Here is a 26,553-nt window from a genome sequence, read left to right on the forward strand (position 1 = left end):
TTTCCTGAAATGGCGTTTTGCCAGTTACCGCAACTACCTGAATTATCAAAATAAACCCGCTCCGGCACGTCTTTCCCGTCTGGTAACCCCAATAGTCGTAACAGGCCCAAGGCCGGCGCATCCCATGACCGAAGCGCCCAAACAAATTTGTAATCCGGATTACCTCGATGGCCGTTGGGGTAGTGCCGTCACCTTTCCATCCAATAGTTGATCAGGACAAACTGATAAGCTGGCAGTTCCCTCGCCGAAAACTTCCGCCATATCGCTATTGCCGTTATTTCGCAAACCACCTGCACCTTATTACCGATCACCAGGATAAGCTCGTTCCTCATTGATGCGGCAGACCATACACTCGAAAATGAAACAGGCCAGCATTGTTAACCGTTTATATCATATTCAGCAACTTTACCTAAATCCATCTCCGCCACCAAAGCATACCAGACGCAGTAAGACGTGAATGCCTGACCTGGCCGCATGCATTTGCCGTACCGGCTGCCTGAAGGTCGAATCCTTTTTCGATATTACCAGTTTTCGTATTGGTTACAAAGATTTTTGCCGGATTACCTTTTGAATGAACCACACGTAGCTGATTCCAATGGGCGACACGGTATGAATCTCAAGCCGGCAGGGTCATCATAGTTCCAGGTCATGCTTTAAAAAAATCGTAGTGTGCCAGCCCAGTTTCTGGCAATTGCAAGGTGAGCTGCGATCTGCTCCTGGATTTGTCGCGCAAGGCTTTGTCCCTGTAATACCAACAAAAGGCGCAATTTGATAGTAGTTTTCCCAAGGTATATAAAATTTAGCGGCTGGGGCTGCTTAAGTCGACGTTGCCTAATCAGATAAAGAACTTAGGTATTGATTTCCTATTGCAGCCGGATCAATATCTTCCCCCCGGGCTCTTGATGCCATAATTCCGCGGTTCAACTCCAGCATATTTCTACTCAGGAAATGATAATCACTTTCTGAGATGTTAATCTCCTTTCCAGACGTCAGATCAGTCACATAGATGCTGTCCCTGATGGTTACATGCTTAAAAAAACGCCAAACGACGGCTTTTACTTTTATCTTCTCGGTATCTGGTGCTGTTGATAAATGGTAGATCAGGTTGGTATCGATATCAAGATATTTATCACTTAACATCAGGCATCTGGCAGTTCTTGATATGTCTGAACCCGCCGCCCGTACAGATTGATCATGCGGCAATGTTTCGCTTTTTCTTTGAAAAAAGATGATAATTAATATGAGCAGCGCTATAAAACCTGTAAATAGATTTTTCATGATTACAACGGGCTGATAGAGTAATTTAGATCAATGGCGATAAATGGTTCTCAGTTGGCAACTGTGAAAAGTCATTCAAATTAACTACTATTCTCAAATATAAGTCAGGGCCAATTTGGTATATTAAAGGGGTATAATCAGGAATAATTCATTCTGCGGTCCGAACATTGGTCGAAATAAAGTTAACAAAATCTTAAAAGTAACCTGAACACAAGTAGATTACCAACACTTTCACAATTCAGTGCAAAGGCAATAAATTCATCAGTCAAACATTGCCAGGATTATCACTTAATCTTTTGCTTAAATTTAGAGCGACCTACGATCAACCACACTATGAAACAAGGACTATTAATCGAAATGGACGGCGTTATTTATAGCGGCGAAGAACTGATTTACGGAGCCGATAAATTCATCAGGCATTTACTGGACAATGCTATCCCATTCGCCTTTATGACCAACAACAGCCAGCGCACCAGCCTGGAAGTGGTCCGCAAGTTAAAACGCCTTGGGATAACTGTCGAAACCAAACACGTCTTCACCAGCGCTATGGCGACAGGCAAGTTTTTAGGCGATCAGAGCCCCGGCGGAACAGCTTATGTGTTAGGCGAGGGGGGGCTATTAACCAGCCTGCATGAAAATGGGATAATACTAGTTGATTCTGATCCTGAATATGTGGTATTGGGTGAGGGCAGGAATTTTACCCTGGAAATGGTACAAAAAGCGGTTGACATGAAACTTGCCGGTGCTAAATTCATCACGACCAACAGGGATCCTTCACCAAAAAAGCCGGGCTGGAACAATTTGGGAATAGCTGCGACCACCGCGATGATCGAAGAAGCTACGGGGAGAAAAGCCTTTGTAACCGGCAAGCCAAGCCCGGTGATGATGCGGTCTGCCCGTAAATTTTTGGGGTTGGAAACCGCTGATACAACCGTTGTTGATGATACCATGGAAACAGACATACAAGGGGGCGTACAAATAGGCTATAAAACGATACTGGTATTATCCGGCATCGCAAATAAGGATCACCTAACCCATTTTGCATTTAAGCCGGATGTGGTTACCGGCTCAGTCGACAAGATCACTTTTCCGCTCAAGTGGTGGTAATCAACCCAGGCAATTTTTTACTTCCCGAATCGATTAACCGGCATCACCGAACGCAAGAGTAAAATCGGGACAGCAAAGTTATCGGTTGAGCTCTGATATTCCGGTAAGGCTGGTTCACTACCACAGATCTCTGGCCCGGTATAATCACGTATAAAGGAGCATGAAAATGTCTCCCGAAAAGCAATATTGAATTACCTGCCCGCTTGCAGCCCGAGCCGAGGGCAGATTGCCCTTAATGAATTCTTCCGGCCATTAATACTCACCGAGTAATTTCCGAGCCCCATTAAACAAATTCCAACACCCGGCCATCCGTATTAAAAAAAGACAATGATGTATGTGCCACGTGCCGAAGAGGCTTCGCAGCCAAAGAAATAATATCAGATGTAATATTGAATTCATATTCCTCTCCGAATTGATCCCGAAACGATTTATAAGGTTCAACCTTTTTTAAATTAAGCTTTGATTAAGGATTTTAACCTTTCTTATATGATTATACATAATAGCCCCCTTAATTTTACTGTTTCACCCCCTGATTGTAACTATTATTTTAACTTATTTAGCCTCCCCAATTATATTTATATATCGATTACAGTTAATGCCTTACCTGTTTTAGAAAACCAATTTTACAATTATGGACAATTTCATTTCAAAAGCGAAGAATAAGCTTTTTATTCTATTGTTAGTATTAAGTTCCATGACGAGTTTAGCAGCTCATGCCCAGGAGACAATAAATGTCACCGGAAAGATCACGGGAAAAGATGACGGTATCCCCTTACCTGGTGTCGTCGTAAAAATCAAGGGTTCGGGCGCCGGTACAGCTTCCGATGCTCATGGAAATTATAGTTTAAAGGGCGTCAGTCCAAATGCAACACTGGAATGCTCCTACCTCGGCTTTGTAACCACGGATGAACCCGTTAATAGACGAACCGTCATTGACTTTCACCTGGCGACAGACTCCAGGTCTTTAAATGAAGTTGTGGTGATAGGTTATGGTACTGTAAAAAGAAAAGACTTAACCGGCGCTGTAGCAACTATCAAAGGGTCTGACATCAAAACACAGGGCGTTAGTGACCTTACAAGGTCCTTACAAGGGAAACTTCCCGGTGTAAGCATCGAATCGGCAGGTGGCGACCCTGGTGCAGGAACAAGGATTTTAATAAGAGGTGTCGGTACACTGGGAAATGCAAATCCTTTGTATATCGTCGATGGTGTACAGGTTGCCAATATAAACAACCTTTCTGCTACAGATATTGATTCCTTCGACGTCCTGAAAGATGCATCTGCTGCTGCTATTTATGGCTCCAGGGCTGCGAATGGGGTTGTTATCGTCACCACCAAGTCAGGAAAGTCAGGAAAGCCGGTAATCCAGTTCAACGCAAACGTGGGAGCGCAGAAAATTGAGCATCAGGTAGATGTTTTAAATGCGGAGCAATGGGCGAATGTCAGCAATGCCGCACATGTTGCGGCTGGACTGCCCAGTCTTGACATAGCAAAGAATCCCTCTTCACTGGGTGCCGGTACAGATTGGCAGAACGCTATTTATCGTACTGCACCCGTCCAGCAATATGAAATGTTAATCGGCGGCGGCAATGAATCAACCAAATATAGCGTATCAGGCAGCTACATGGACCAACAGGGTATTGTAAAGAAAACAGACTATAACCGTTACAACCTACGTATAAAGTCAGAAACGACCAAGGGTATTTTAAAAGTTGGGGAAACGGTACTTTTATCACAGGAATCCCGTGATCTGATGCCCGGGGGCTGGGGCGGCCAGGGTGGAAATCCGGTAGGAGCGGCAGCTGTAATGATACCCGCGTTCAGCATCTATGATCCTACTGCTGTCGGTGGATACGGTGGGGCGTACGGGCCGGTAGTGAACGTTGCAAATCCTGTTGCCCAATTAAACCTGGAAGACATCAATCGCAAACAAACAAGTATTCTTACTGATGTCTATGGCGAACTTACCTTGTTGCCGGGCCTGACTTACAAGCTCAATATAGGGTATACCGATAACCGCAGTAATTACCAGGACTATGCCATGCGATATACGGTGGGCACTTTATTCACCCACCCCACAAATGATCTTAGCCAAAGCAGGGACCAGACTAATTTACTGCTCCTGGAGAACACATTGAATTATAACCGGCAATTTGGTAAAAGCTCGTTACAGGCGCTGGCGGGTTATACCTATCAAAAAAATACTTATACGTATTTACAAGCCGCAAGAACTGATTTACCTGACGGGATAATCAATCTTGATGCCGGAGCCGGGACCTCATCAAATAGCGGCAACAGTACAGACAGCAGGCTGGTATCCGTGCTCGCCCGGGCTATTTATTCCTATGATAACCGTTACGTCCTTACCGCGAGTTTCCGCCGTGATGGATCATCGAGGTTTGGATCAAACAACCGTTACGGCAATTTTCCTTCCATTGCCCTGGGTTGGAATTTATCAAATGAAAGTTACCTTAGATCATTGTTTTCGAAATCCTTCAATAGCTTAAAGCTTCGTGCAAGCTATGGCATACTTGGCAACCAGGAGATTGGCGATTATCAATACAGCGCCGCTGTGGCTTCTAATATCAATTATGTCACGGGTACAGATCAGCATAAATGGTTTGGCGCTATCCAGACGGCTTTCGCCTCACCGAATATCAAGTGGGAAAACACGAAAACGGCTAACGTTGGACTTGATGCCGGATTCTTTGATAACAGGTTAACGATAACAGCTGATTATTTCATCAAAACGACCAGCGATGTCCTGTTAAATGTCCCTATTCCCGGCTCAGCAGGCGCGGTTTCGAATCCGGTCGTCAATGCAGGAACTTTACGTAATCAGGGTATTGAAGTCGGTGCTAATTTTTCTAACCGCATCGGAAAGTTCAATTACAATATTTTTGGAACAATAAGTTCGATCCGAAATAAGGTCATCGCACTCGGAACAGGTTCCCAGCAAATATTTGGGGGGAATCCCACGCTGCACGGCGCTTCCACCACAGTGACACAGGCAGGTCATCCGATCAGCGACTTTTACTTGGTTAAAGCCATCGGCATATTTAACTCGCAGGACGAAGTTAACAATTACAGCAAAAACGGAAAACTCATACAACCCAATGCCGCGCCTGGCGATATCAAATTCCTGGATGCCAATGGCGACGGCCAGATTAATGACCAGGACAAAGTCGACCTGGGAAGCCCGTTTCCAAAACTCGAATATGGTCTGGGTTTAAATGCCTCTTATGGCGACTTTGACATTAACCTGTTCTTCCAGGGGGTATATGGTAACAAAATTTATAATGGCTTACGTCAGGATCTTGAAAGTATGAGTTTAGAGTTTAATTACTCCGCTGCGACACTAAACGCGTGGACGCCAGCAAATCACTCGACTATCCCCCGTGCAGTAATTAACGACCCCAATTTTAATGACAGAACATCCTCCCGCTTTTTAGAAAGCGGCTCGTATCTGAGGATGAAAACATTACAGGTTGGCTATAAATTTTCATCACCCTTTATGAAAAGAATAAACGTTAGTTCATTAAGAGCTTATTTCAGTGCTGATAATATATTTACCCACACGAATTATACAGGTTTGAATCCAGATATCGGACGAACCGGCAGTATTTTAGACCGTGGTGTAGATTATGGATTCTCCGCCTATCCTTTAGCAAGAACTTTTTCACTTGGCCTTCAATTAACGTTATAAAACACAATTCCGGCATTTTATTGATATAAATCATGAAAAAACTATATATAATGCTAAGTGCAGCAATGCTGATAGTTAGCTGCAAGAAAAGCACATTGGAACTAGAAAATCCAAACCAGATCACATCTGCTACTTACTGGAAAACAGAGAATGACGTCATCAGTTCCCTGGCCGCCACTTATGGTCTTTTACGCGATGTAAACGGCGGTTTTTACGGGGTAAGAGGTGTTGAGCAGGCCAACGGAAGAGGTGATGATTTTGTTATACGGAACGACGTTCAGGATTTGTATCAGTTATCAACGTTTACAAATACAACTGACAACGCAACAGCAAGCACCTTGTGGAACATTTCCTATCAGGCTATCATGAGGGCTAATCAGATATTACAGAATATCAGCAAAGTTCCGATTAGCGCCGACCTGCAAAAACGATATATTGCGGAAGCAAAATTTCTCCGAGGAATCAATTACTTCATTCTGGTGATCAATTTCGGGGATGTGCCTATACGCCTCTCCGTTCCGCAAACTACCAATGATTATTTTACCGCAAAATCACCGGAGGCTGATGTATGGAAACAGGTTAAACAAGACTTTACAGATGCTGCAGCTGACCTCCCCGTTTCATATGATGCCCAATGGGTGGGACGCGCTACGGAAGGCGCAGCTCTGGCATATCTTGGAAAGGCCGATCTGTATACCAAAGACTGGAGTGCTGCCGAAACGACGTTAAAACAATTGACCGCAACGCCGTTTTCTTATCAGTTAATGCCGAACTTCGGTGACAACTTCATCGCAACAAAAGAAAACAACCAGGAATCTGTATTTGAGATACAATTAGGTGATGTCGGAGGAACAAACCCATGGTCCGGCGAGAATGCCGGTCAGGCACTGGGGGTTACGACCGCTCAGGAATTTGCGCCTTCAGAAGTGGGAGGATGGTTTGAAATCAGTCCGGATGACAAATTGTTTAATGAATTTCAGAAAGAAAGAACGATGGGGAATGACTTTGACCCCAGAATGTATGCCACGTTGGTTTGGAATTATCCGGGCGCTACTTTCTATAATAAACCCTTTAGTAGTTATGCTTTGGTATTTGGCTATAAATCTTTACTAAAGAAATACCAGAACTACAATCAGACCAATGAAATCGCGGGCTCAAGCGGCGCGTCCGACTACACATCCAGCAATAATGAACGGGCATTGCGCTATTCAGATGTATTGCTCATGATTGCTGAAGCGATAACCATGCAAGGCAATGTTTCGGCGGCGTACCCCTTTGTTCAGCAGATACGCACCCGGGCGCAGCTGCCCCCTTTGCAGCAGGGCCTGACACCAGATCAAATGATGGCCGAAATACGTCACCAGCGAATGATTGAATTCGCAAGGGAAAATCAGCGGTTTTATGACTTAAAACGCTGGGGCCTGCTTCAACAGGAAATTACTAACAGCGATAAAGTAGGCAAACAATTTTTTGTTCCCGGCAAACACGATCATTATCCCATTCCGCAAAGTGAGCTGAACAGCAATCCTAAAATTACGCAGAACGCTGGCTGGTAAGGTTTGGTTCTATAATTAACAATGACAAAAGCTTCCTGCATCAGGGAGCTTTTGTCATTTATGGCATTCATTCCTGGAACTGAAATTCATTTATCTATCGGCTCTCGGGTTTCGGGATCGCCCCTTTTACTTCCGTGGACGCTTTTTTCTTACATTTCCCGGCCGATCAATAGGAGGTAATGGGTGCTCCCGGGGATTGGCGAAAGCAGGCAATCTTTCCGGCCGGTTGCCGGTATTATCCGTTGCAAATCTTACCGTGATCTCGCGGTCATCAATCATTCCGCCATTCATGGCGGCAATCAGTCACCCTGCGCTTTCTTGATCATTCATGTGCAGAAAACCATAGCCTTTGCCTGTTTCTTAATCAGTGATGATCTTAACCATGTCTATCATGCCATAAGTACTGCAGAGCTCCAGCAACTCAGCTTCATCCATAGCCCTTGGATACCTACGATAAATAATTTAATCATTGTAAAATGCTTTATTGATCAGCCATTGTGTAATCTCCAACAGAACATCGATCCAATCCCATAAACAGCCCATTTTCGGTCATCGAAAGTCTGTTTGCACTTTACCCCTCAGCATTGTTTGATAAAGCTCATAGCCATACTAACGACCCAGCCAGCCACCGTCAACGGCTAATATAGTGCCATTAACATAATCAGCGGCGGCGGAAGACAGGAACACTGCAGGGCCCTTAAAATCATCTGGATCCCCCCAACGTCCCGCAGGAATAAGTTCCAACAGGCTGTTATTTTTTTCAGCTTCGTTTAGCGAGGCCTTGGTTCGATCTCCCAGGATGTAGCCCGGGAAAATACCGTTCACATTGATACCCTGGCCGGACCACTCATGCGCAAGGTCCCTGATCATGTTGACCAAGGCACCCCTGCTGGCAGCCTGTCCTGGACCATTCAGGTTTCCCCTGAAACCAGCTGAAGGGCTGGTAAAAATGATCTTGCCGGAACCATGTTCGGCCATTCGTTTACCAAGCTCCCTCGCCAGGATAAAGGGCGTATCCAAATTGAACTTCATTACACGGTCCCAATATTCGTCAGGATGCCGGGCTAAAGGTTTCTTGTTGATCATTCCGGAATGATTGATAAGGATATCGATCCTGCATTTTTTTCGCACCGTCAGGTCCATAATAAAACGGTAAAGCTTATTACGGTCATGAAGATCAACCTGGTGAGCTTTAAAATTGCGGCCCAGAGCTTGTACCGCTTGTCCGATCTGCCCCCCTAACGGTTCCACTGACGCGGATACCACCATAATATCGGCACCCGCCTCCGCCAGACCCAATGCTATGCAGTAACCAATTCCCTTGTCGCCGTCGGTAACAAGAGCTGTCTTACCCTTTAAGTCAAAGAGCTTTGTTACGTTAATCATCATCTTTCTCTAATTATTTATACAATAGTTTGTTAGCTTCTCCAGTCCATTAAATAACATCAGTCCTGATGGTGCTTTTTCATTTCCTGATGGTCACTACATTCCAGTTAGCATGCTGATAAATGATCTGATCGGATTTCAGGTTATGCGCTTTAAGTAAGTCGGATAACAGCAACAAATGATCGTCCCTGACATACACTTCATCTTTGTCGTTAATATATCCCTTTATTTTTCCAAGAGAATCCAATAAAAGAAGCGTATGGATGTTTAATCGCTGATGCAGTTCCATGTGGGCGGCATTTAAAGTTGGAGAAATGAAATAATCTGTTTTCCGCGCAAGCGGGATGGACAACCTGTTGACCGGCTTACCCGTAGCATTAACCGGATCGGTCCCTGACCATTGATGAGTAAACCATAGAACGGTAATGAGCAGTTGGCCACAGGTATAGGTGACCAACTGCAACGTTACTTTTATTTGAAGTTAGTCACATGCAATGCACGGCTTGAAACCGCCTCAGGCAATATCGTTACCTTATCCGGGCGATTGCCGAACTGGTCATAGAAGACAATCGCATTTTCGCCTTCTTTTAACCAACATTCCGGAATATACAGACTGTTGATCGGAATACCTTCGGGGTAACCACCCAGGTTATGCCCGTTAACAAAGACGAAGCCGCGGCTCAGTCCCTGGTAAGTTACCCGCCAGATCGGATAGCTGCTGGCTTTTTTTCTGTTAATAGTAAACGTACTCCTATAGAAATAAGGACGGTCAAAAGGTGCTGATGCGTCGAGGGTCTTCCAGCCTGAGGTTGACTCAAAATTGCCCGGGCCACCTTTCATGCGCCACCCCTTCAGGAAAAGATCGTCCGTGTAAATAATCTCCACCGGCTTATCGATTCCCCCGGGACCGCTTTTGTTCTCCAGGAAAACGGTAATCGTAACAGCGCCGTCGGCATCAAGAGATCCGTCATAAGGCACCGTAAAAGGCTTGTCACCCTGATCCTGAACAGCCGCCTTTTTACCATTCACATATACGGTTGCCTGATCATCAATGCTCCGAAAAATAAAGCAAACCGGTTTGCGGCCTCCGCTGACATTGATCTTTGCCTGGAACCAGGCAGAACCAGACAATCCTTTGAATGCATCCTCTCCTGTTTTGTAGGGAATGGCTGCTGCAAAAGAAGCAGGGATTGGCGGAACCTTTCCGTCCTGTCCAGTACCCGGTTTGATCATCCTCCAGCCTGTGACAAAATAGGGAGCATCGCCTTTATGGAGGATCACATCTCCTGTTATTCCCTTTTTTTCCACGTCTTTTAAAAGCCCTATATAACGGTAAAGCTTCCCTCTGCCGTCATGCGCCGCATAGATCGCAAGCTGATGTGTCCCCGCTGTCAGGTTGAAAGGAATCTCGTTCATGCCGCCCGAAGCCACCCTTTTATTATCCATAAAATAAATGAACTGGCCGCCACCGCTATTGATGTTCAATTTATAAATACCCGGCGTTTTGATATCGACCGTCGTTCGGTACCAGGCATTTGCGGAAACGTCGCCATCCGCGCCCATCTCCATTGCTTCCCCACTCTTCATCCACTTACTGTCATCAAAATCAACGGTTGCGGGGATTGATGCGCTCTTATATTCCCATCCGGCTAATTTCACAAAAGGTTTGTCTAACGTATCTGTACGATAATCCGCTTTCGCAGCAACTTTGCTGAAGCCATCACCATAAATCCAGCTTGGGTAAACCTGGCTCTCCTTCCAGAAATGTTCGGTCCCGATTTTGATACCGCCTTTGGCCTGCACACTCAGTTCAGATACATACTCGGGTCCCGTCACTACATAATTTTTTCCTTTATCATCCAGAAACCAGGTGCGGTCAGCGAGGGCGGTGTTAACCGCCAGTACCCTGATGGTATTCAGGCCGGTTTTGAAACCGTAGGTCTGCGGCTGATTCGCATCAAAAGAAATATTTAAAATGGCCTGCTTGCCGGTGATTTTGAGCGGTTTCAGACCGGGTACAGCGGAGGGTTTACCCTGCAATGAAAATTGCAATCCTGCCTGTGACCCCCCAGGTCCATATACCACCAGCGTAGTAGTGGCCCCCTGGCGGCTGATACCGAGAATCCGCGTTACCGCCCAATCCAGGGTTACGCCCGGATTTAATTTAAAATGGTGAACGATGGGCAGAATCTCCCCGGGCCTAAGCGTCAGGCTGACATCGCCCAGTGGTGCCGGCAAATGAACCGATGCTTTGGCATCTCCTTCTTTCTCATGGTCCAGGAAAATAATATCACCGCTTTCGCTGTGACGGGTGTTGACCCGCAAACCGGTATCAGTTACCAGATTCCTGTACAACGGAGAATCCTTACTATTCTCCAATATGTCCTGAAAGCTTGTCGCAAACAGCGCATTTCGCTTAAACTGATAATACATCGGCCGCAGATCGCCGGTTTGTCCCACAGCTGCCCCATAATCATAAGACGTTGCGCCACCATCATTAAAATAAGCAAAGTTTGTTCCGCCATGCGCCATGTAATAGTTGTAACCATTACCGCCATGGGCAATGATCTTCCAGGTACGCCGGCCAAAAAGATCGGCATCTTTCTGGCTCGATCCGTAATAGCTATACCAGATGCTCCAGAATTCAGTTGTCATCCATGGGCTGGGACGTCCCGGATCATCCAGGGATGGCGCGTCGCCGGCCGGGTCACCTCCGTGATGCATGCCACTGAAAAAATAGGGTACCTGTAAGCCCAGCGAAAGCGCTTTATTTTTCAGATGAAGGAAATAAGCATTCGTGGATTTATTTTCCCATCCCTCCGGATGCTCATTTTCCAGCTGTACCAAAACTACGGAGCCGCCTCTATTGATCTGGTTACTGCTCACGATAGGCATCAGCTTGTCGAAGAAGCGATCTACATATTTTTCAAACTGGGAATTATCCGCCCGTACAACCACATTGTCTTTAAACCGCAGCCATATCGGGTAGCCCCCACTGTTCCACTCCGCGCAATAATAAGGTCCGACACGCACGATAGCATACATACCCAGCTTTTTGACCAGCTTTAAAAAGCCATCCAGATCCTGGTCGCCCCTGAACTCGAACTGGCCTTCTTTTGGTTCATGAAAGTTCCAGAAAGTATAGATCTCCACGCAATTGAATCCGTCCCGTTTCAGGCGGAGCAACCGGTCATACCAGAGCTGATGCGGGATACGTGCGTACTCTAATCCTGCAGATGCCAGGAAGGTTCGCTTGCCATTGATCAGAAATCCCCTGGCATCAAACCTGACACTCTTACTGGCTTCTGGAGCGGCCGGGTACATTTCGGGATGTTTTTCATCGGCGGGGTGCTCGACCAGCTGCGCTGTAACCGGGTTCGTACTGAAGCAGAACCCCAGCATGATCAGCCCGTATACGATTCTGTGAATAACCTTCTTTTTCATTTTTACGCTTATAGTTAATATTAATTGGGTTAATGTTTTACTGTTTTGATCTGTACAACCCGGTGCCAAAAAACCAGTGCGTTGTCTATTCAGAAACGACCTGATGCGCCGCGGTGCTACAGCGTATTGAGCACAGGCACGTTCTTTTCAACTTCTTTTTTAGCATCCCGCGGGTCTTGCTTATCGTTTATCCTGATTCCACTGGCAGATGTCTTAATGCGGATAATGCTTAAAGAATAGGGCGGTGCCTCATAGGACACCTGTTCCTGTGCTGTAAAATCAGCTGTTGACGGCTGGCAATTTCCGGGGTCATCCATCGTATTCTGATCACCGGGCTTACCCCTCAGCACCAGCAGCTTTGCCTTTGAATTGATCATACCGAACCTGGTCAGGCTGGCTTCAGCCTTCGCAGATGACGGACGGCAATTGACGATCTTGAGGATAATATCTCCTGTCTTACTGTCCCGGACACAGGATGCCGCCAGGCTGGAATCTTTTAAAACATTCCCGCCGATAAAGGAAACGATATGGTCGAAATACCTGTCTCCCTGGTTACAGGAGAACAATTGCTGCACATAATAATTTACTGTCGGGCAAACCTTCGTGTTGGTAAAATAGATCAGGTTCGGATTCCAGGACGTATTGCCCTGACGGGCCAGCAGCGGGGCGTAAGAGGCCATCCTGACCACATCCCCGTTGCGCTCCAGTGAGGTCATATAAGAGGCCTCCGCCAGCGCGTTGGCTAATTCATTTCCCCAGGATGCATACTCCCCTATATAAACCTTTGATCCGGATCGCGCATAAGCATCATATCGCAGATTATTGTTCAGGAACCAATCTGGTTTCTGGTAATAATGCTCATCCACGACCGGGATAGCCATCTGGCCGGCAAAAGCCCAGCCCCTCTCATACTCAGCACCTGAAGGGTCCGGCCCTACGGTGCCGATTAAAGTGATTGCGGGGTATTTTTTCTTTATAGCATCATAGATCAGTCGAAAACGCTCCCTGAACTCCGGCGTTATTTTATCCTCATTGCCAATACCCAGGTATTCCAGGTTAAACGGCTTGAGATGGCCGGCGGCGGCGCGCTTCGCGCCCCATTTTGTAGCTGCTGATCCGTTGGCGTATTCCACCAGGTCCAAAATATCCTGTACATAACCCTTCATCGCTTCCAGGGATAAAGCCCGTTGTCCAGTGCTTCCTATCCGCCAAGATCCGCCGGAATTCTGACAGCTCACACCAGCGGCTACCACAGGAACCGGCTTAGCCCCGATATCTTCACAGAACTGGAAATACTCAAAATAACCTAGCCCCATGCTTTGGTGATAATTCCAGATATTGCGTTGCTCAACGCGTCGTTCTACCGGGCCGATGGTGTTTTTCCAGCGGTAAATATTATTCAGCCCGTCCCCATGGGTCAGACAGCCCCCCGGAAAACGCATAAATTTCGGCTTCAGACCGGCTATCACCTGCCCGAGATCTGCCCGCAGGCCGTTTTTACGGTTATGAAAGGTCTTCTGGGGGAATAAAGAAACCATATCCAAACCCAAAATGCCCTTTTTCTTTACCACGATAACCAACACCGCGTTATCATCGGTGGCGTCCGATGTGATCGCAGCCCCGTATTGCTTCCATTCCCGGCTTTCGGTTTTCAGGTCAAGGCGTCCGTAGACAACGCCGCCTTTGCTTTGTAACCGGACCTCGATTGGGATCCCGGAGTTGGAAAACTGCTTCAGAAAAACGGAGAATTTATATTGCTCACCGGCCTTTACCGCTATGCCGTCAAACCCACTATTGGTCAGTCCCACGCCGCTTCCGGCTTCATCAACATTGAGCACCACGTAATGCGGGTTTTGTGCTGACAGGGGGAACCTGGTTTCTACTGAAATACTGCCATAGCCATAACCTTCCGTGGTATAATCCCAGGAGGTCAGCGCATCCCAGCCTTTATGATCGCCGGGGTTATATTCAAACGAACGGTTTTGTATCAGTTCCGCATAAAGTCCGCCATCCGCCGCATAACTCAGATCTTCAAAAAAGACCCCGAAAAGGTCAGGGCTGATCGCTTTCCCGGCAGTAGTTTTTTCAGCTCCCTGCGTATGATGAGGCTGCGCCACGGCTGTTGAAAAGAAAAACAATAGCAGGCAAGTCAGCAGTACCGGTATAGGGCTTTTGGGGGAGTTAAGGATATTGATACGATTCATTTCAGTGGCTGCTTATTTTTTGAAACTGACGCCCTGTATGCCCGTATGGGTGGGCCTGACCTGCTTTATTTTGCCATCCCCTGTAAATTCCAGCTTATCGATACAGACCTCCCTGTTGTAACCCGCAGCACCGCCCATCGTTATTCCTTTGGGATAGCTGAACCTGTGGTAGACCAGGTACCATTCATCTTTACCAGGAATCTGGATCACCGAATTGTGACCGGTCCCGTAAATGCCGAGCGACCTGTCTTTGGCAATAACCAAATTATCATCGGGAACATCGATTTTTCCAAGCGGGGAGGCGGATGTGCCATAACGGACACGGTAATCTTCGCTCCGGGTATCATTTTCTGACCACATAAAATAATAAAGACCGTTACGGTAGATAACATAAGTGCCTTCGTTGTAAGTCCTGTCAGGTGTCAGAACTTTCGTGGTGCCCGGTTTTATGGAAATCATATCATCGTTCAGTTCGGCACCCGCCATATAACCGTTGCCCCAGTATAAATAGCTTATACCTGTTTTAGGATCGGTGAATACATCCGGGTCGATTTGCTGTCCCCTCGTGATACCCGCGGGATATTGATCGATCAGCGGCTTCCCGGAATCGATAAACGGACCGGTCGGACTGTCCGAAACAGCAACGCCGATCTTCTGCGCTGCTACGAAATAATAGAAGTATTTATACTTATTATCAATCTTCTTTTCAATGATACACGGTGCCCAGGCATTCCGCTTCGCCCAGCTCACATCTTTAAGATCCAATATTACGCCCTCATCTTTCCATTCGGCCAGGTCCGGTGAGGAAAAGGCCTTAAAGTAGGTGCCCGACCAGTTATCAAAACCGTCACTGGTCGGATAGATATAAAATTTCCCTGTTTTTTCTGCGTACAGGATCTCCGGATCTGCAAACAGTCCCTTCAGGACAGGGTTATGGTCCTGCATGACGCTTACCATATAAGTCTTTGCAGGCTGGCCTTTGATCCTGACGGTATATTTAACCGGTCCCTTGCTGAAATTTGCAGCGTGTTCCGGGCTTAACGTTACACCGGGAAAAGTAATAAAGCCCGGGTCAAATGAACTCAGTCCGGTTCCGGGTACTACCTTCAGCAGCAATGTACCTGCGGAAGTGTCCTGCACGGTGGCCTCTTTCTTCAGCGCAGCCGCATTGCTGAACCGCATCACATCATCCGGCGTCAGCCACTTGCCGGCCAGCGCCGCAGATTCCGCAGCGGTGATCGGCATCACTGTGCCATGACGGGGATGGAAATCCATCGAAATGTCATTATCAATTACCTGAAAGCTTAATAAATCCTTACTTTGGGTAAACTGGTACTTACCACTCATATACATATCATACATCAGGATATAATTGTCCGAATTGTTTATTTTGAATGTCCCCGATCCTTCCACGGCCGCAGTGGTTTGCTGCAGGTATTTATCATACATGACATATCCTTCAGTAAGATAGTCTGAAACTGCCTTTTTTATCCCGGGGCTCCTGTCTTCTGTTTTGAAGAACAAATGGTATTTGCCGTCTTTTAAAATGATATCGGCGTCGATACAGGCGGCGTTGTCCGGACTGAAGAACAGCTGTTTGGGTGCGGTTTCCAGCCCGGTAAAATCACTGTTCGCATAGGCATAATATAATTTATCAGGGGTGTTGCCAAAACGCATCGCCCAATAGATCATGTATTTCTTTTCCTGAGGATCGTATATAGTCTGTGGTGCCCAAACCCGGTTAACAGCAGCCAGCTCCGGGAACGCCTTGGGGATATTAACAGATTGCGAGGTCCAGCTGATCAGATCCCTGGATTTCATCAGTACCATAGCGAGATTCGGCCCCCAGCCGTTGACGGCTACGTGCATATCGGTTGCAACCATATAAAAGGTCTTTCCATCAGCGCCCCTCAGGATATGGGGATCGCGCACGCCACCCGTCGCACTGATCTGCGCTGTATTCAATACCGGCCTGTTCTTATTTAACGCCCGATAATTGTACCCGTCATTGCTGAGGGCAAAGCGGATAGCTTCCTCGCCATTGCCGTTACCTGTAAAATAGGTAAACAAGTAGGCACTGTATTTCCCGGCACCCTGCTGTGCGTAGCCTTGTATTCCAGCCAAAAGCAAAAATGACAATAGGTAAAGACTTTTTGCTGATCTGTTCAGGTTGCTGATGATATTCATTCCTTTCTTGTAGTGTATGGTATTTAGAAGCAATTGCGCAAGAAGGATTACAGATACCGGACAGCCAGGCGATCCTAAGCCGATGTAACCGATACGCCCGTTTATCATTAACAATCCTTTCTCTCCGATAACGTCTTTTTTAACTTATAAAATTGGCATCATTGACAGGACAAAAGAAATATAATTTTTAGGTTAAGGGGGTGGCCAATATGGTAAAAAAAGGGGGTGGTATTGGTAATCCGGGCAATCATCGCTGACAGACGATTCCGTATGTCGATCTATGCCGCTAATTATATTGATTTGGCCTCTGAAAATGCCGCCGTATGTCGCTTATTTTGTTTATCCTTTGTAAATCCTGATACTATGAAAAGCCTTATTAAAAATTTAATTACCGGAATACTTGTGGTTTTTTCTTTATCCCTCAGCGCGCAGCCGCAACAGGGGCTCCGGACCTTCGACTTACGGGATGTAAAATTGCTAAACGGAATTTTCAAAGATGCTCAGGAGACCGACTTACGGTACATGAAGCAACTGGTACCCGACAGGCTATTGGCTCCATACCTGCGGGAAGCCGGCCTCCGGCCTAAAGCAGCAAGTTATACGAATTGGGAAAATACGGGCCTGGACGGCCATATCGGCGGCCATTATCTTTCCGCTTTAGCCATGATGTACGCTTCAACGGGCGATAAGGATTTGCTGGCCCGCTTAAATTATATGTCATCGGAACTGAAAGAATGCCAGGATAAAAACAAAAACGGTTAAATCGGCGGCGTACCAGGAAGCCGGGTCTTCTGGTCATCGGTCATGAAAGGCAATATCGACGTTTTTAATAAAAAAGGGGGCCTGCTTTACAATATCCACAAAACATTCGCCGGAATTCGCGATGCTTATCTATATACCGGCAATGAAACCGCGAAAGTCATGCTGCTGAAGTTTGCCGACTGGTTCGTGCAGCTGTCGGCTGCGCTTGACGAGACAAAAATGCAAGAGATGCTCCGGACTGAACATGGTGGCATTAACGATGTACTGGCCGATGTGTACGCGATCACCGATGATAAAAAATACCTGATGCCGCTTACCGCTTTTCTCATCAGGCTTTATTGGAACCCCTGGAGGAAAAGCAGGACAAGCTCAATAACTTGCACGCTAATACACAAATACCAAAAGTTATCGGCTTTGAACGCATAGATGCCGTTCACCGGGACAGCAATTATTATAACGCGGCCCGGTTTTTCTGGGAAACCGTGGTCAATCGCCGTACGGTTGCTATAGGCGGAAACAGCGTACGGGAGCACTTTAATCCGGCCTATGATTTTTCTTCCATGATGACCAGTGAACAGGGACCTGAAACCTGCAATACCTATAACATGCTTAAACTTACCGAAGGACTTTATCTGGCGGATCCAAAGATAAGCTACATCGATTATTATGAGCGGGCCCTTTATAACCATATCCTGATAACCCAACGTGCCGGTAAAGGAGGCTTTGTGTATTTTACCCCGATGCGGGCGGGACAGTACCGCGTCTATTCACAACCGGAAACGGGGATGTGGTGCTGTGTAGGATCGGGCATGGAAAATCATTCCAAATACGGCAAAATGATCTATGTTCACGATGAGCAAAACCTGTCGTTAACCTGTTTATTCCTTCACAGTTAACCTGGAAGGAAAAGGGTTTGAAAATCACCCAGGAAACAAACTTCCCCGAGACCGAACGGACAACCATAACGGTCAATCAGGTTAATCAGCCTCTTTTTGCTATTAATATCCGCTATCCATCCTGGGTCAGGTCCCAAGGTCTGCAGATCCGTGTCAATGATAAACCCTGTGAAATAACGGCCCCCCCAGCTACGTTTCGATCAAAAGGGCCTGGAAAAAAGGTGACGTGATCACTGTTTTCTTACCGATGAACAACACTGTTGAACGGTTGCCGGACGAATTAGATTACGAAGCGGTCGTGCACGGCCCGATTGTACTGGCCGCAATAATAGATACCACCGACATGCCTGGTCTGCTGGCCGACGACAGCCGGATGGGCCATGTTGCCCAGGGCAGGCAGCTGCCGCTGAAGGATATGCCGTTTTTTGTAAACGGTAAAAACGACGACACCACGTTTATCCGGCAGGTGCCTGATAGCCACTGACCTTCACTGCTCCCAAATTGATTTTCCCTGCAAAATATTCGGGCCTGCAGCTGGTTCCCTTTTATAAAATACATGATGCCCGATATATCGTCTACTGGCAAAAGAAAAGCCCGCAAAGTATAGTTGCAGGTGAAAACCAGGCACTAAAAGAGGAAAATGAAACCTACCTGGCGACAAAGACAATAGACCTTGTTACCCCGGCGAACAACAGCCGGAAAATGACCATTCCATGGAAAGCGAGCATTCAAATACCGGCATAAACCTGGATAGGCACTGGCGGGCTGCTCTCGGCTGGTTTTCTTATACGTTAACCGATAAAGCCCGCGAGGCAGGGGCCCTGCTCATCACTTATAACGGCAGCGATGCCGGTAAAAGTTTCAGTATCCTGGTAAATGATAAACTTAATGCAAATGATGCTTTAAACGGAAATCGCAGCAACCTGCTTTATACAAAACAGTATGTAATTCCTGAGGATATAAGAAGGTCCTCAAAAGGTTCATTGATAGTGAAGTTCAAGGCTACCGGAGGTAAAGCAACCGGCTGCATTTATGAGATGGAACTAACCGTTAAACATCCGCATCCAGTCTGCGGTTAACGAATGGCTCGAACCTCTTTGTTTCTCAAATCCGAAAACGGGCTAGCATTCTACGGGATTTACGATCTCAATAGTTGTTTAATAATATATCCGGGATCTTTGAAAAAATCCTGATACGTACAGAATAACTCGGTTTGTCCATATTTTTTTAGCTGCATTCCGCTGTCGCTAAATTCATAGATAAGCGAGTCCGGATAGGCAATAAGAATTGGCGAATGAGTGGCAATAATAAATTGAGATCGCTCCGCTATCAGTTCATCCATCCTCAAAAGCATCGCCATCTGCCGCGCCGGAGACCAGGCTGCTTCCGGCTCATCCAAAATATAAAAGCCGTTTCCGGAGAATCGATTGGAAAACAATGCCCATAAAGATTCACCACGCGATTTTTCATGCAGGGGCTGACCTCTATAGGAGACGGGCCCCAAGAGGTTGAGCGTCAAGATTGTCAATTTCCGTAGCAACATTAAAAAAGCTTTCACTTCTTAAAAAATATCCATCAGTATGCCGGTGTACTGCTCTTGAAGTACGTAAAAATCGGTGAAACACGGAATGCGACGCTCGGGTATTGAAATTGAAATTAACCGAACCACCCTCCGGGTTGAATCCCGAAGCTACAGCTATAGCATCCAGCAGGGTGGATTTGCCACTACCGTTTTCACCCACCAGGTAAGTTACTTTGGGATGCATTTTAAGTCCATCATGCCTGCTGAAAAAGGGAAGATTAAAGATATATATCACGATCTGTGTTTCCCTTGATGAAATAGATGTCTTTTAATTCGCCTCTATATATCATATTTATACATTTATTCTACAAATAATAACTCTGGAACTGTTTTACAGGCCAGATGGGTCACATCTGCAAAGCTACACCTCTTGATACTTCTCCCTGTTAATTTATCGTATTACAACCACCAAAAATATAACGGTTCAATTAAAACAAGCATGCTGTAAACGGTTTACCAGTAAATCGAATACAAAGCTACCAACAAACCACATATGAGCAGCGCACCCGCTACGAAGGCAGGATGTGCCTTAAACATTTTGGTATCAACTTCAAGCGCATTCGGACGATTACCCTTGCTGTTCTCGATCATGCTGATCACATACATGGCAGCGATACAGATCAAGAATACGAAACCCATGCGGTCCAGGAAGGGGATCTCGTAAACGCCAGCATCCGTTAACTTGGAAAAACCGCTCGGTGCCAGGAAGGCAAGATCGGTCCATCCCGGTAAAAGCTTAAATATAACCGACAAGATGAAACCGCCCACAGTCGCAAATAAAGCTGCATTGGAAGTTGTTTTCTTCCAGAAGAAACCTAGAATGAACATAGCGAAAATACCCGGCGACACAAAACCTGTATATTCCTGGATGTACTGGAAACCGCCTTTCTTATCAATCCCCAGGTAGGGCGATATCACGATACCCAAAAACATAGCCACTACAACCGCGATCTTGCCAACCTTAACCAGGTTCGCCTCGCTGGCATCTGTTTTAAAGGCGTTTTTATACACATCAAGCGTGAAAATTGTCGCAATGCTGTTAACTTTCCCAGCCAGTGATGCAACCACGGCCGCTGTCAGCGCAGCAAAAGACAGGCCTTTCATGTACGTCGGCAAAAGATCAAGCAAAACCGGATATGCATTGTCCGGGTTAAGTTCACCGTTATGCAGCATTTCTTTTTGGAAAAGATCCTGTTTGTATAACACATAGGCAGCGATACCCGGCAGCACGACGATGACCGGCATTAACAGCTTCAGGAATGCGGCAAATAAAATGCCGCCGCGTGCCGTCTTCAGATCAGCGCCAAGCGCACGCTGGGTGATGTACTGGTTACAGCCCCAGTAGTTGAGGTTCACGATCCACATACCACCGATCAGCACGGTCAGGCCGGGAAGGTCCATGTAATTGGGATTATCTTTTTTGAAGATCATATGAAAATGATCGTCCGCATGGGACGCCATGAGTTTAAACCCGTTTAAAGGGCCCGCACTGCCAAAATGCTGTGCCACCAGGTCCAGCGCGATATATGTGGTAACCAGCCCTCCCAGTATTAAGAAAAACACCTGGATCACATCGGTGTACCCGATCACCTTCATCCCGCCCAGTGCGATAATAATGGCAAATATCGCCAGCCCATAAATACACACGGTAAAGCTGACGCCGGAAATACTGCTCACCGCCAACGCCCCTAAATACAGTATCGACGTTAAATTAACCACTACATATAACAACAGCCAGAATATGGCCATGATCATAGCCACTGCTCCGTTGTAACGCTGTTTCAGGAACTGCGGCATTGTAAAGATCTTGTTCTTCAGATAAACCGGGATAAAAAAGACAGCGACGATGATCAGCGTCAACGAGGCCATCCATTCATAGGTTGAAATCGCCAGGCCCATTTTAAAGCCGGACCCGCTCATGCCAATAAACTGTTCAGCAGAAATATTGGATGCGATCAACGATGCACCTATTGCCCACCACGTCAGCGAGCCTTCTGCTAAAAAATAATCGTGCGAACCGCTGACCGCAGTTTTCTTTTTCCGGTAAACCCACCATCCATAGAGTGCAACAATTAAGAAATAAACAAGAAAAACAATATAGTCACCGGTTTGAAGTCTTTTCATATTTAAAAATTTAGTATTTATCATAATTTGCTCCCGGACCTTGTCCCGCATTTTATAGGGAATGTTTAATCGTCCGGATGGTCAATCTCAGGTAATGCGCTGAGCCACGTGCAGACACCCCGACCTATTTCCGAACTGTAAATGGTTGGAGAATAGCCAATTTTAGCTGCATAATAAACGGTCAGCCCGGCTGAAAAACGCTGAAATCCCTCCTTTGCTACCAAGGCTATTGCACAACCACCAAACCCGGCTCCCGTCATGCGGGCCCCGATCACATTTTTGTCCGTAAGCGCATAGTCAACAATGGCATCCAACTCATTTCCGCTCACCTCGTAAAGCATTTTCAATGAATCGTGGGACTCATACATCAGTTTACCAAAACCTGTTAAGTCACGTCCGGCAAGAGCTGTTGCTGCTTTTTTTACACGTTCACTTTCTTCGATGACATGCTGCGCACGTCGTCTCACGGTCTCGCTGGTAATAAGATACTGGTACTGTTGAAACGCTACACTATCTATATCACACAAATAAGTGAGATCAAGCTCTTCCTGCAATGCTTTTAATGCCAGAGCGCATTCGCCTACCCTTTCATTATATTTAGACGCTGACAACTTTCTTGGTTTATTGGTATTAATAATGGCGAGCAAATAAGGATCAAGGTGGCTGTCTATTACGGCATATTCCAGGTTATTGCAATTTAACAGCAATGCCTTATCTTTCTGGCCGAAGGCTACCGCAAACTGGTCCATTATGCCGCTGCTAACACCGATAAATTTGTTTTCCACACGTTGCGACAGTAATACCAGTTCCAAAAGAGAATATCCTAATGAAAAAAAATCGTTCAGGGCAAAAGCGGTGACAAGTTCTATGGAAGCGGAAGAGGAAAGACCAGACCCTATCGGGATATTACCATAATACAGCAGATCGAGCCCATCGAGGTTACATTTGTCCTGCATCATGAAATGGATTACTCCTAAAGGGTAATTATACCAACTCTCGCCCGATTTTATATAAGATGATGCGAGAGGAATTTCCACCGACTCCTCAAAATTGGCGCTATTTATACGGAACAGATGATCACTATTGGGTGCAAGAAGCAAATAAGTCCCCATCGTGATCGCGCAGGGCATGACAAGGCCACCGTTGTAATCGATATGCTCTCCGATCATGTTCAACCTTCCGGGCGCGAAAAAGCTTTTTTGCGGTAGTTTTTTGTACTCCTTTTGGAATTCTGATTCAAGCACCTTTTTCATTTCCGATATATTCATTTTGCTTTATTGCCCCCTGCCCGCTGGTAAACCCTTACATAATCTATTTCATACTGCTTCGGAAAGGATGTGGTGGAAGGGTCTCCGCCGTTATCTCCCCCGACAGCAAGGTTAAGCAGAATATACTGTGGCTGCGTGAATGGCTTTGACCTCGCGCCATCCCGGTTATACAGCTCTTCCATCCCGACATGGTTCAATAATTCATCGTCCACAAAAAGGCTTATTCCTTGCGCATCCCAGTCCATTCTCCATATGTGGAACTTTTTGGACCAATCGGGATCTTTAAAATCTTTAATGGCCTTCGTATTACTGTACCATTTGGCATTATAACGCCTGTCCGTCCCGATAGCAATATTAGCCAGTAGCTTACGTTTGTAGAACTCCATAATGTCAATTTCACCGTTGGAAGGCCATTCACCATTAGTTCCAAGTGTCCAGAAGGCTGGCCAGAGGCCCGCGCTGGTGTCTATCCTGGCGCGCATTACAAAACGACCGTATATCCAGCTATGCACGCCTGCCGTATTTAAACTGGCGGAAGTATACTCGATGAACTCCCGGCGGGTCCTCCAGTTCTCACTCTGGGCATCATAGGTTTTGTTGGGCAAGTGTTCCTTCCGTGCCTCAATGATCAGTAAGCCTTTACTGCACTTCGCATTTTGAGACTGGTACCACTGTAATTCATTATTACGCATATAGCCCTCCTCGAATTTCCAGTTACCGGGATCCGGGGCTCCTTTGTGGTTGAACTCATCTGCCCAGACGAGCCTATAGCCACCTGAAGTGTCCTTAACCGCCCCGGCTCTTTCCGGCAGGCGCATCGCCGAGTGTATACAATGACAGGGTTCCGCATCAGCAGGATCAGGGATCATCACCAATAACAGGAACGGGGTTAAAACTTTTACGGCTGTTAAACGAATTTTCATATTTTCTTTTTCTCCTGAGCTTCAATTTTGATGATTGTTTATCCATGTCTGAATTTATGAATCACCTTGCAAATAAAACGACTTCGGGTATTGGCTGTAGGTACCAAATCAGTAATATTAAGGGGGAAAAACGTTATAATTTCCGGCCGATCTATGCCAGGTCTGACAGGCCCGGAAATTCAAAAGAGAACCGGCCTAAGCCGGTTCTTTATTATAGATTTAAATTAGGGAAAGGGCTTAGTTGGCGATACTGTTTAATACAGGGTTGGTCAGGCTGTGTAATTCCTGGCTTTGGGGCTTTAACAATTCCAATATGACGATGTCATTCTTTCCTTTTTTGAGCCACTCTGCAGGCAGGTACAATGTTTGTTGCGGACCAATTCCCCAGTACCGGCCCAGATTGTGCCCGTTAACCCATACCATACCTTTACCCCATTTTTGCATATCCAGATAAGTATCTGCAACCTGATCTACCTTAAATGACGCCGTTTTTACAACCGGCCCGTTACTGATCAATGGGGAAGTCTTATAATGAATTTGGCTGAGATCTTGAAAAGGAAGGCCAAACATTTGCCAGTTTCTCAGCTCTTCGCGGTTAAACGATACTTTTCCAGTGATCCCTTTTTTATTCTCCAATAAAAATTTACCAAAGTTAATACGTCCCATATTTTCAACCAGAATATCCAGCGTAACCTCACCCTTTGGCAAAGTGATGCTGAGGCTGTCCTGATTTAACCGCCGGTCCAATACGCCGATCCGTTTTCCATTGGCCAAAATGATAGCATAATCTCTTAATTTTTCAATAGTTAGCAATCCTTTTCGGCCTCCCTGAATTTTTGTCCGGTAAAGCACAAAACCATAATCCTGGCGCAAATCCTCAAAAGTCAGCGGCGTAGGGCTGTTTACCGGTGCAGGCAGCATATCCTCAAGATAAGAAGCGCTTGTAAATTGAATAGACGGAATGGCCATCACGGGCTTTGCTTTGGGGACATCCGGCAGGGTGACATTTGGTGGAAGATGTTTCTGAATCACGGAACGGAACAACATATACTTAGGCGTCGCGTTTCCCGCCTCATCCAGAGGGGCGTCATAATCGTAGCTACTGGTCTGCGGCTCAAATGGGGTATACCCTTTATAATTGGAACCGGTCATAAAACCTCTTGTTGTACCTCCGTGAAACATATACATATTAATGGATATCCCTGCACTTAATACCGTATCTAACTTTCCAACGTATTTTTCGGCGGGCACGGTGTGATGGGCTGTTCCCCACCAATCGAACCAAGCCGGATACCATTCTGCTATATAATATGGCCCCTTACCATTATGTAGGCTGTCTACAAGGCCCTTAACCCTTTTAGGATCATCAATTCCGTTTACAGCAGGAAGAAGACCTGGTAAAGAGCCGTTTCTGGCATCCGGAGCCGGGTCACAGGTATAAAGCAACCCATCGAATCCCGCTTTTTTAAACAGGTCCTGATTGATCTTCAGATATGCCTTATCTTTTCCGAAAGAGCCATATTCATTTTCAATCTGGACCATCAGGATATTTCCTCCATGGTTAACCTGCAGCGGGGCCAACTGCTTGCCGACCTCCATTATGTATGTCTCATACTCCTTGAGATAGCTGGCCTCGGTACTGCGTACAACCAGATTCTTTTCGTTTTGCAGCCAGTAAGGATACCCACCGAATTCCCATTCTGCACATACATAAGGACTGGGTCTCAAGATTACCCATAATCCCTCTTCCTTGGCAATTTTTACAAATTCTGCTACATCATTATTACCGCTAAAATCAAACTTTCCCTTTTGAGGTTCGTGCAGGTTCCAGAACACATAGGTTCCAATGGTATTCAACCCCATGGCCTTGGCCATCTTCATTCTGGCACGCCAGGCCTCTTTAGGTACACGAGGATAATGCATTTCACCAGAGATCATCTGAAAAGGCTTTCCATCTAAAAGAAAGGTTGAATCACTCAGAGCAAAAGTATGTGTAGAAGATTGTGCGATGGCCCGGCTCTGATTTAGTAGGAGCGCCAGGATAAATAAGTGCCATTTAAATTTCATGTTTTTTTTGTGTAGTTTTTTCTTTTTTAGTGTAGACTTTACCGAACCGGCAGTCGAACATTT

20 protein-coding genes and 1 pseudogene are annotated in these 26,553 nt (G+C 46.2%); 8 read left to right on the forward strand and 13 right to left on the reverse strand.

Going from position 1 to position 26,553, the window contains the following annotated elements; all coding sequences use genetic code 11:
* Positions 1-188: 188 nt before the first annotated feature.
* Together MTO98_RS25475 and MTO98_RS25480 are read right to left on the reverse strand one after the other, a co-directional pair.
* Positions 189-332, reverse strand: a complete 144-nt coding sequence (locus MTO98_RS25475) for a hypothetical protein (protein WP_243481798.1) — start codon at positions 330-332, stop codon at positions 189-191.
* 499 nt (positions 333-831) lie between these two features.
* Positions 832-1,278, reverse strand: a complete 447-nt coding sequence (locus MTO98_RS25480) for a hypothetical protein (protein WP_243481799.1) — start codon at positions 1,276-1,278, stop codon at positions 832-834.
* Between the two features lie 333 nt (positions 1,279-1,611).
* Here MTO98_RS25480 and MTO98_RS25485 point away from each other — a divergent pair, with 333 nt between their 5' ends.
* The 3 genes from MTO98_RS25485 to MTO98_RS25495 all read left to right on the forward strand — a co-directional run bounded on the left by MTO98_RS25485 (position 1,612) and on the right by MTO98_RS25495 (position 7,647).
* Entirely contained in the window at positions 1,612-2,385 is a 774-nt protein-coding gene (locus MTO98_RS25485) for an HAD-IIA family hydrolase (RefSeq protein ID WP_243481800.1), read from the forward strand.
* Positions 2,386-3,016: 631 nt separating this feature from the next.
* Complete coding sequence (locus tag MTO98_RS25490; RefSeq protein ID WP_243481801.1) at positions 3,017-6,091, forward strand: TonB-dependent receptor; 3,075 nt, start codon at positions 3,017-3,019, stop codon at positions 6,089-6,091.
* A 32-nt stretch (positions 6,092-6,123) separates the two neighbouring features.
* Entirely contained in the window at positions 6,124-7,647 is a 1,524-nt protein-coding gene (locus tag MTO98_RS25495) for a RagB/SusD family nutrient uptake outer membrane protein (RefSeq protein ID WP_243481802.1), read from the forward strand.
* Between the two features lie 609 nt (positions 7,648-8,256).
* Here the strand turns inward: MTO98_RS25495 and MTO98_RS25500 are convergent.
* The 5 genes from MTO98_RS25500 to MTO98_RS25520 all read right to left on the reverse strand — a co-directional run bounded on the left by MTO98_RS25500 (position 8,257) and on the right by MTO98_RS25520 (position 16,868).
* Entirely contained in the window at positions 8,257-9,036 is a 780-nt protein-coding gene (locus tag MTO98_RS25500; protein WP_371825382.1) for an SDR family oxidoreductase, read from the reverse strand.
* Positions 9,037-9,112: 76 nt separating this feature from the next.
* A complete protein-coding gene (locus MTO98_RS25505) occupies positions 9,113-9,496 on the reverse strand; it encodes a hypothetical protein (RefSeq protein WP_243481803.1) in 384 nt (127 codons plus the stop codon).
* Between the two features lie 8 nt (positions 9,497-9,504).
* Complete coding sequence (locus tag MTO98_RS25510; RefSeq protein ID WP_243481804.1) at positions 9,505-12,477, reverse strand: beta-galactosidase; 2,973 nt, start codon at positions 12,475-12,477, stop codon at positions 9,505-9,507.
* Positions 12,478-12,593: 116 nt separating this feature from the next.
* Positions 12,594-14,681, reverse strand: a complete 2,088-nt coding sequence (locus tag MTO98_RS25515) for an alpha-L-arabinofuranosidase C-terminal domain-containing protein (RefSeq protein ID WP_243481805.1) — start codon at positions 14,679-14,681, stop codon at positions 12,594-12,596.
* Positions 14,682-14,693: 12 nt separating this feature from the next.
* Positions 14,694-16,868, reverse strand: a complete 2,175-nt coding sequence (locus tag MTO98_RS25520) for a family 43 glycosylhydrolase (RefSeq protein WP_243481806.1) — start codon at positions 16,866-16,868, stop codon at positions 14,694-14,696.
* Positions 16,869-17,390: 522 nt separating this feature from the next.
* Here MTO98_RS25520 and MTO98_RS25525 point away from each other — a divergent pair.
* The 5 genes and pseudogenes from MTO98_RS25525 to MTO98_RS25530 all read left to right on the forward strand — a co-directional run bounded on the left by MTO98_RS25525 (position 17,391) and on the right by MTO98_RS25530 (position 19,605).
* A pseudogene (locus tag MTO98_RS25525) lies at positions 17,391-18,526 on the forward strand (beta-L-arabinofuranosidase domain-containing protein).
* 17 nt (positions 18,527-18,543) lie between these two features.
* Entirely contained in the window at positions 18,544-18,756 is a 213-nt protein-coding gene (locus MTO98_RS34495) for a hypothetical protein (protein WP_371825383.1), read from the forward strand.
* A gap of 38 nt (positions 18,757-18,794) precedes the next feature.
* Positions 18,795-19,010, forward strand: a complete 216-nt coding sequence (locus MTO98_RS34320; RefSeq protein WP_256464381.1) for a DUF4986 domain-containing protein — start codon at positions 18,795-18,797, stop codon at positions 19,008-19,010.
* A gap of 17 nt (positions 19,011-19,027) precedes the next feature.
* Complete coding sequence (locus MTO98_RS34325) at positions 19,028-19,270, forward strand: DUF4986 domain-containing protein (RefSeq protein WP_256464318.1); 243 nt, start codon at positions 19,028-19,030, stop codon at positions 19,268-19,270.
* Positions 19,240-19,605, forward strand: coding sequence for a DUF6805 domain-containing protein (locus MTO98_RS25530; RefSeq protein ID WP_243481807.1), 366 nt, complete (start codon positions 19,240-19,242; stop codon positions 19,603-19,605). Before MTO98_RS34325 ends, MTO98_RS25530 begins: the two co-directional genes overlap by 31 nt.
* Positions 19,606-19,664: 59 nt before the next feature.
* Here the strand turns inward: MTO98_RS25530 and MTO98_RS25535 are convergent, their stop codons facing one another.
* From MTO98_RS25535 to MTO98_RS25560, 6 genes are all read right to left on the reverse strand, one after another.
* Positions 19,665-20,045 (reverse strand): AAA family ATPase, encoded by a 381-nt coding sequence (locus MTO98_RS25535; protein WP_243481808.1) that lies wholly within the window; start codon positions 20,043-20,045, stop codon positions 19,665-19,667.
* Positions 20,011-20,343: an ATP-binding protein gene (locus MTO98_RS25540; protein ID WP_243481809.1), complete on the reverse strand. Its 333-nt coding sequence runs from the start codon at positions 20,341-20,343 to the stop codon at positions 20,011-20,013. Before MTO98_RS25540 ends, MTO98_RS25535 begins: the two co-directional genes overlap by 35 nt.
* 218 nt (positions 20,344-20,561) lie before the next feature.
* Positions 20,562-22,232, reverse strand: a complete 1,671-nt coding sequence (locus MTO98_RS25545; RefSeq protein ID WP_243481810.1) for a sodium/sugar symporter — start codon at positions 22,230-22,232, stop codon at positions 20,562-20,564.
* A gap of 65 nt (positions 22,233-22,297) precedes the next feature.
* Positions 22,298-23,485 carry a galactokinase gene (locus MTO98_RS25550; protein ID WP_243481811.1) on the reverse strand — a complete coding sequence of 396 codons (1,188 nt, stop codon included), beginning with the start codon at positions 23,483-23,485 and terminating at the stop codon, positions 22,298-22,300.
* Positions 23,486-23,496: 11 nt separating this feature from the next.
* Positions 23,497-24,192: a family 16 glycosylhydrolase gene (locus MTO98_RS25555; RefSeq protein WP_243481812.1), complete on the reverse strand. Its 696-nt coding sequence runs from the start codon at positions 24,190-24,192 to the stop codon at positions 23,497-23,499.
* A 468-nt stretch (positions 24,193-24,660) separates the two neighbouring features.
* On the reverse strand, positions 24,661-26,490 hold the full coding sequence (locus MTO98_RS25560) for a beta-galactosidase family protein (RefSeq protein ID WP_243481813.1): 1,830 nt from the start codon (positions 26,488-26,490) through the stop codon (positions 24,661-24,663).
* Positions 26,491-26,553: the final 63 nt, after the last annotated feature.

Source organism: Mucilaginibacter sp. SMC90 (assembly GCF_022811725.1).
Taxonomy (GTDB): Bacteria; Bacteroidota; Bacteroidia; order Sphingobacteriales; family Sphingobacteriaceae; genus Mucilaginibacter.

Excerpts from the sequence above, each read along its gene's own strand:
- MTO98_RS25475 (WP_243481798.1), bottom strand. The coding sequence starts at position 332 with ATGAGGAACGAGCTTATCCTGGTGATCGGTAATAAGGTGCAGGTGGTT.
- MTO98_RS25480 (WP_243481799.1), bottom strand. The coding sequence starts at position 1,278 with ATGAAAAATCTATTTACAGGTTTTATAGCGCTGCTCATATTAATTATC.
- MTO98_RS25485 (WP_243481800.1), top strand. The coding sequence starts at position 1,612 with ATGAAACAAGGACTATTAATCGAAATGGACGGCGTTATTTATAGCGGC.
- MTO98_RS25490 (WP_243481801.1), top strand. The coding sequence starts at position 3,017 with ATGGACAATTTCATTTCAAAAGCGAAGAATAAGCTTTTTATTCTATTG.
- MTO98_RS25495 (WP_243481802.1), top strand. The coding sequence starts at position 6,124 with ATGAAAAAACTATATATAATGCTAAGTGCAGCAATGCTGATAGTTAGC.
- MTO98_RS25500 (WP_371825382.1), bottom strand. The coding sequence starts at position 9,036 with ATGATGATTAACGTAACAAAGCTCTTTGACTTAAAGGGTAAGACAGCT.
- MTO98_RS25510 (WP_243481804.1), bottom strand. The coding sequence starts at position 12,477 with ATGAAAAAGAAGGTTATTCACAGAATCGTATACGGGCTGATCATGCTG.
- MTO98_RS25515 (WP_243481805.1), bottom strand. The coding sequence starts at position 14,681 with ATGAATCGTATCAATATCCTTAACTCCCCCAAAAGCCCTATACCGGTA.
- MTO98_RS25520 (WP_243481806.1), bottom strand. The coding sequence starts at position 16,868 with ATGAATATCATCAGCAACCTGAACAGATCAGCAAAAAGTCTTTACCTA.
- MTO98_RS25530 (WP_243481807.1), top strand. The coding sequence starts at position 19,240 with ATGGAAAGCGAGCATTCAAATACCGGCATAAACCTGGATAGGCACTGG.
- MTO98_RS25545 (WP_243481810.1), bottom strand. The coding sequence starts at position 22,232 with ATGAAAAGACTTCAAACCGGTGACTATATTGTTTTTCTTGTTTATTTC.
- MTO98_RS25550 (WP_243481811.1), bottom strand. The coding sequence starts at position 23,485 with ATGAAAAAGGTGCTTGAATCAGAATTCCAAAAGGAGTACAAAAAACTA.
- MTO98_RS25555 (WP_243481812.1), bottom strand. The coding sequence starts at position 24,192 with ATGCGTAATAATGAATTACAGTGGTACCAGTCTCAAAATGCGAAGTGC.
- MTO98_RS25560 (WP_243481813.1), bottom strand. The coding sequence starts at position 26,490 with ATGAAATTTAAATGGCACTTATTTATCCTGGCGCTCCTACTAAATCAG.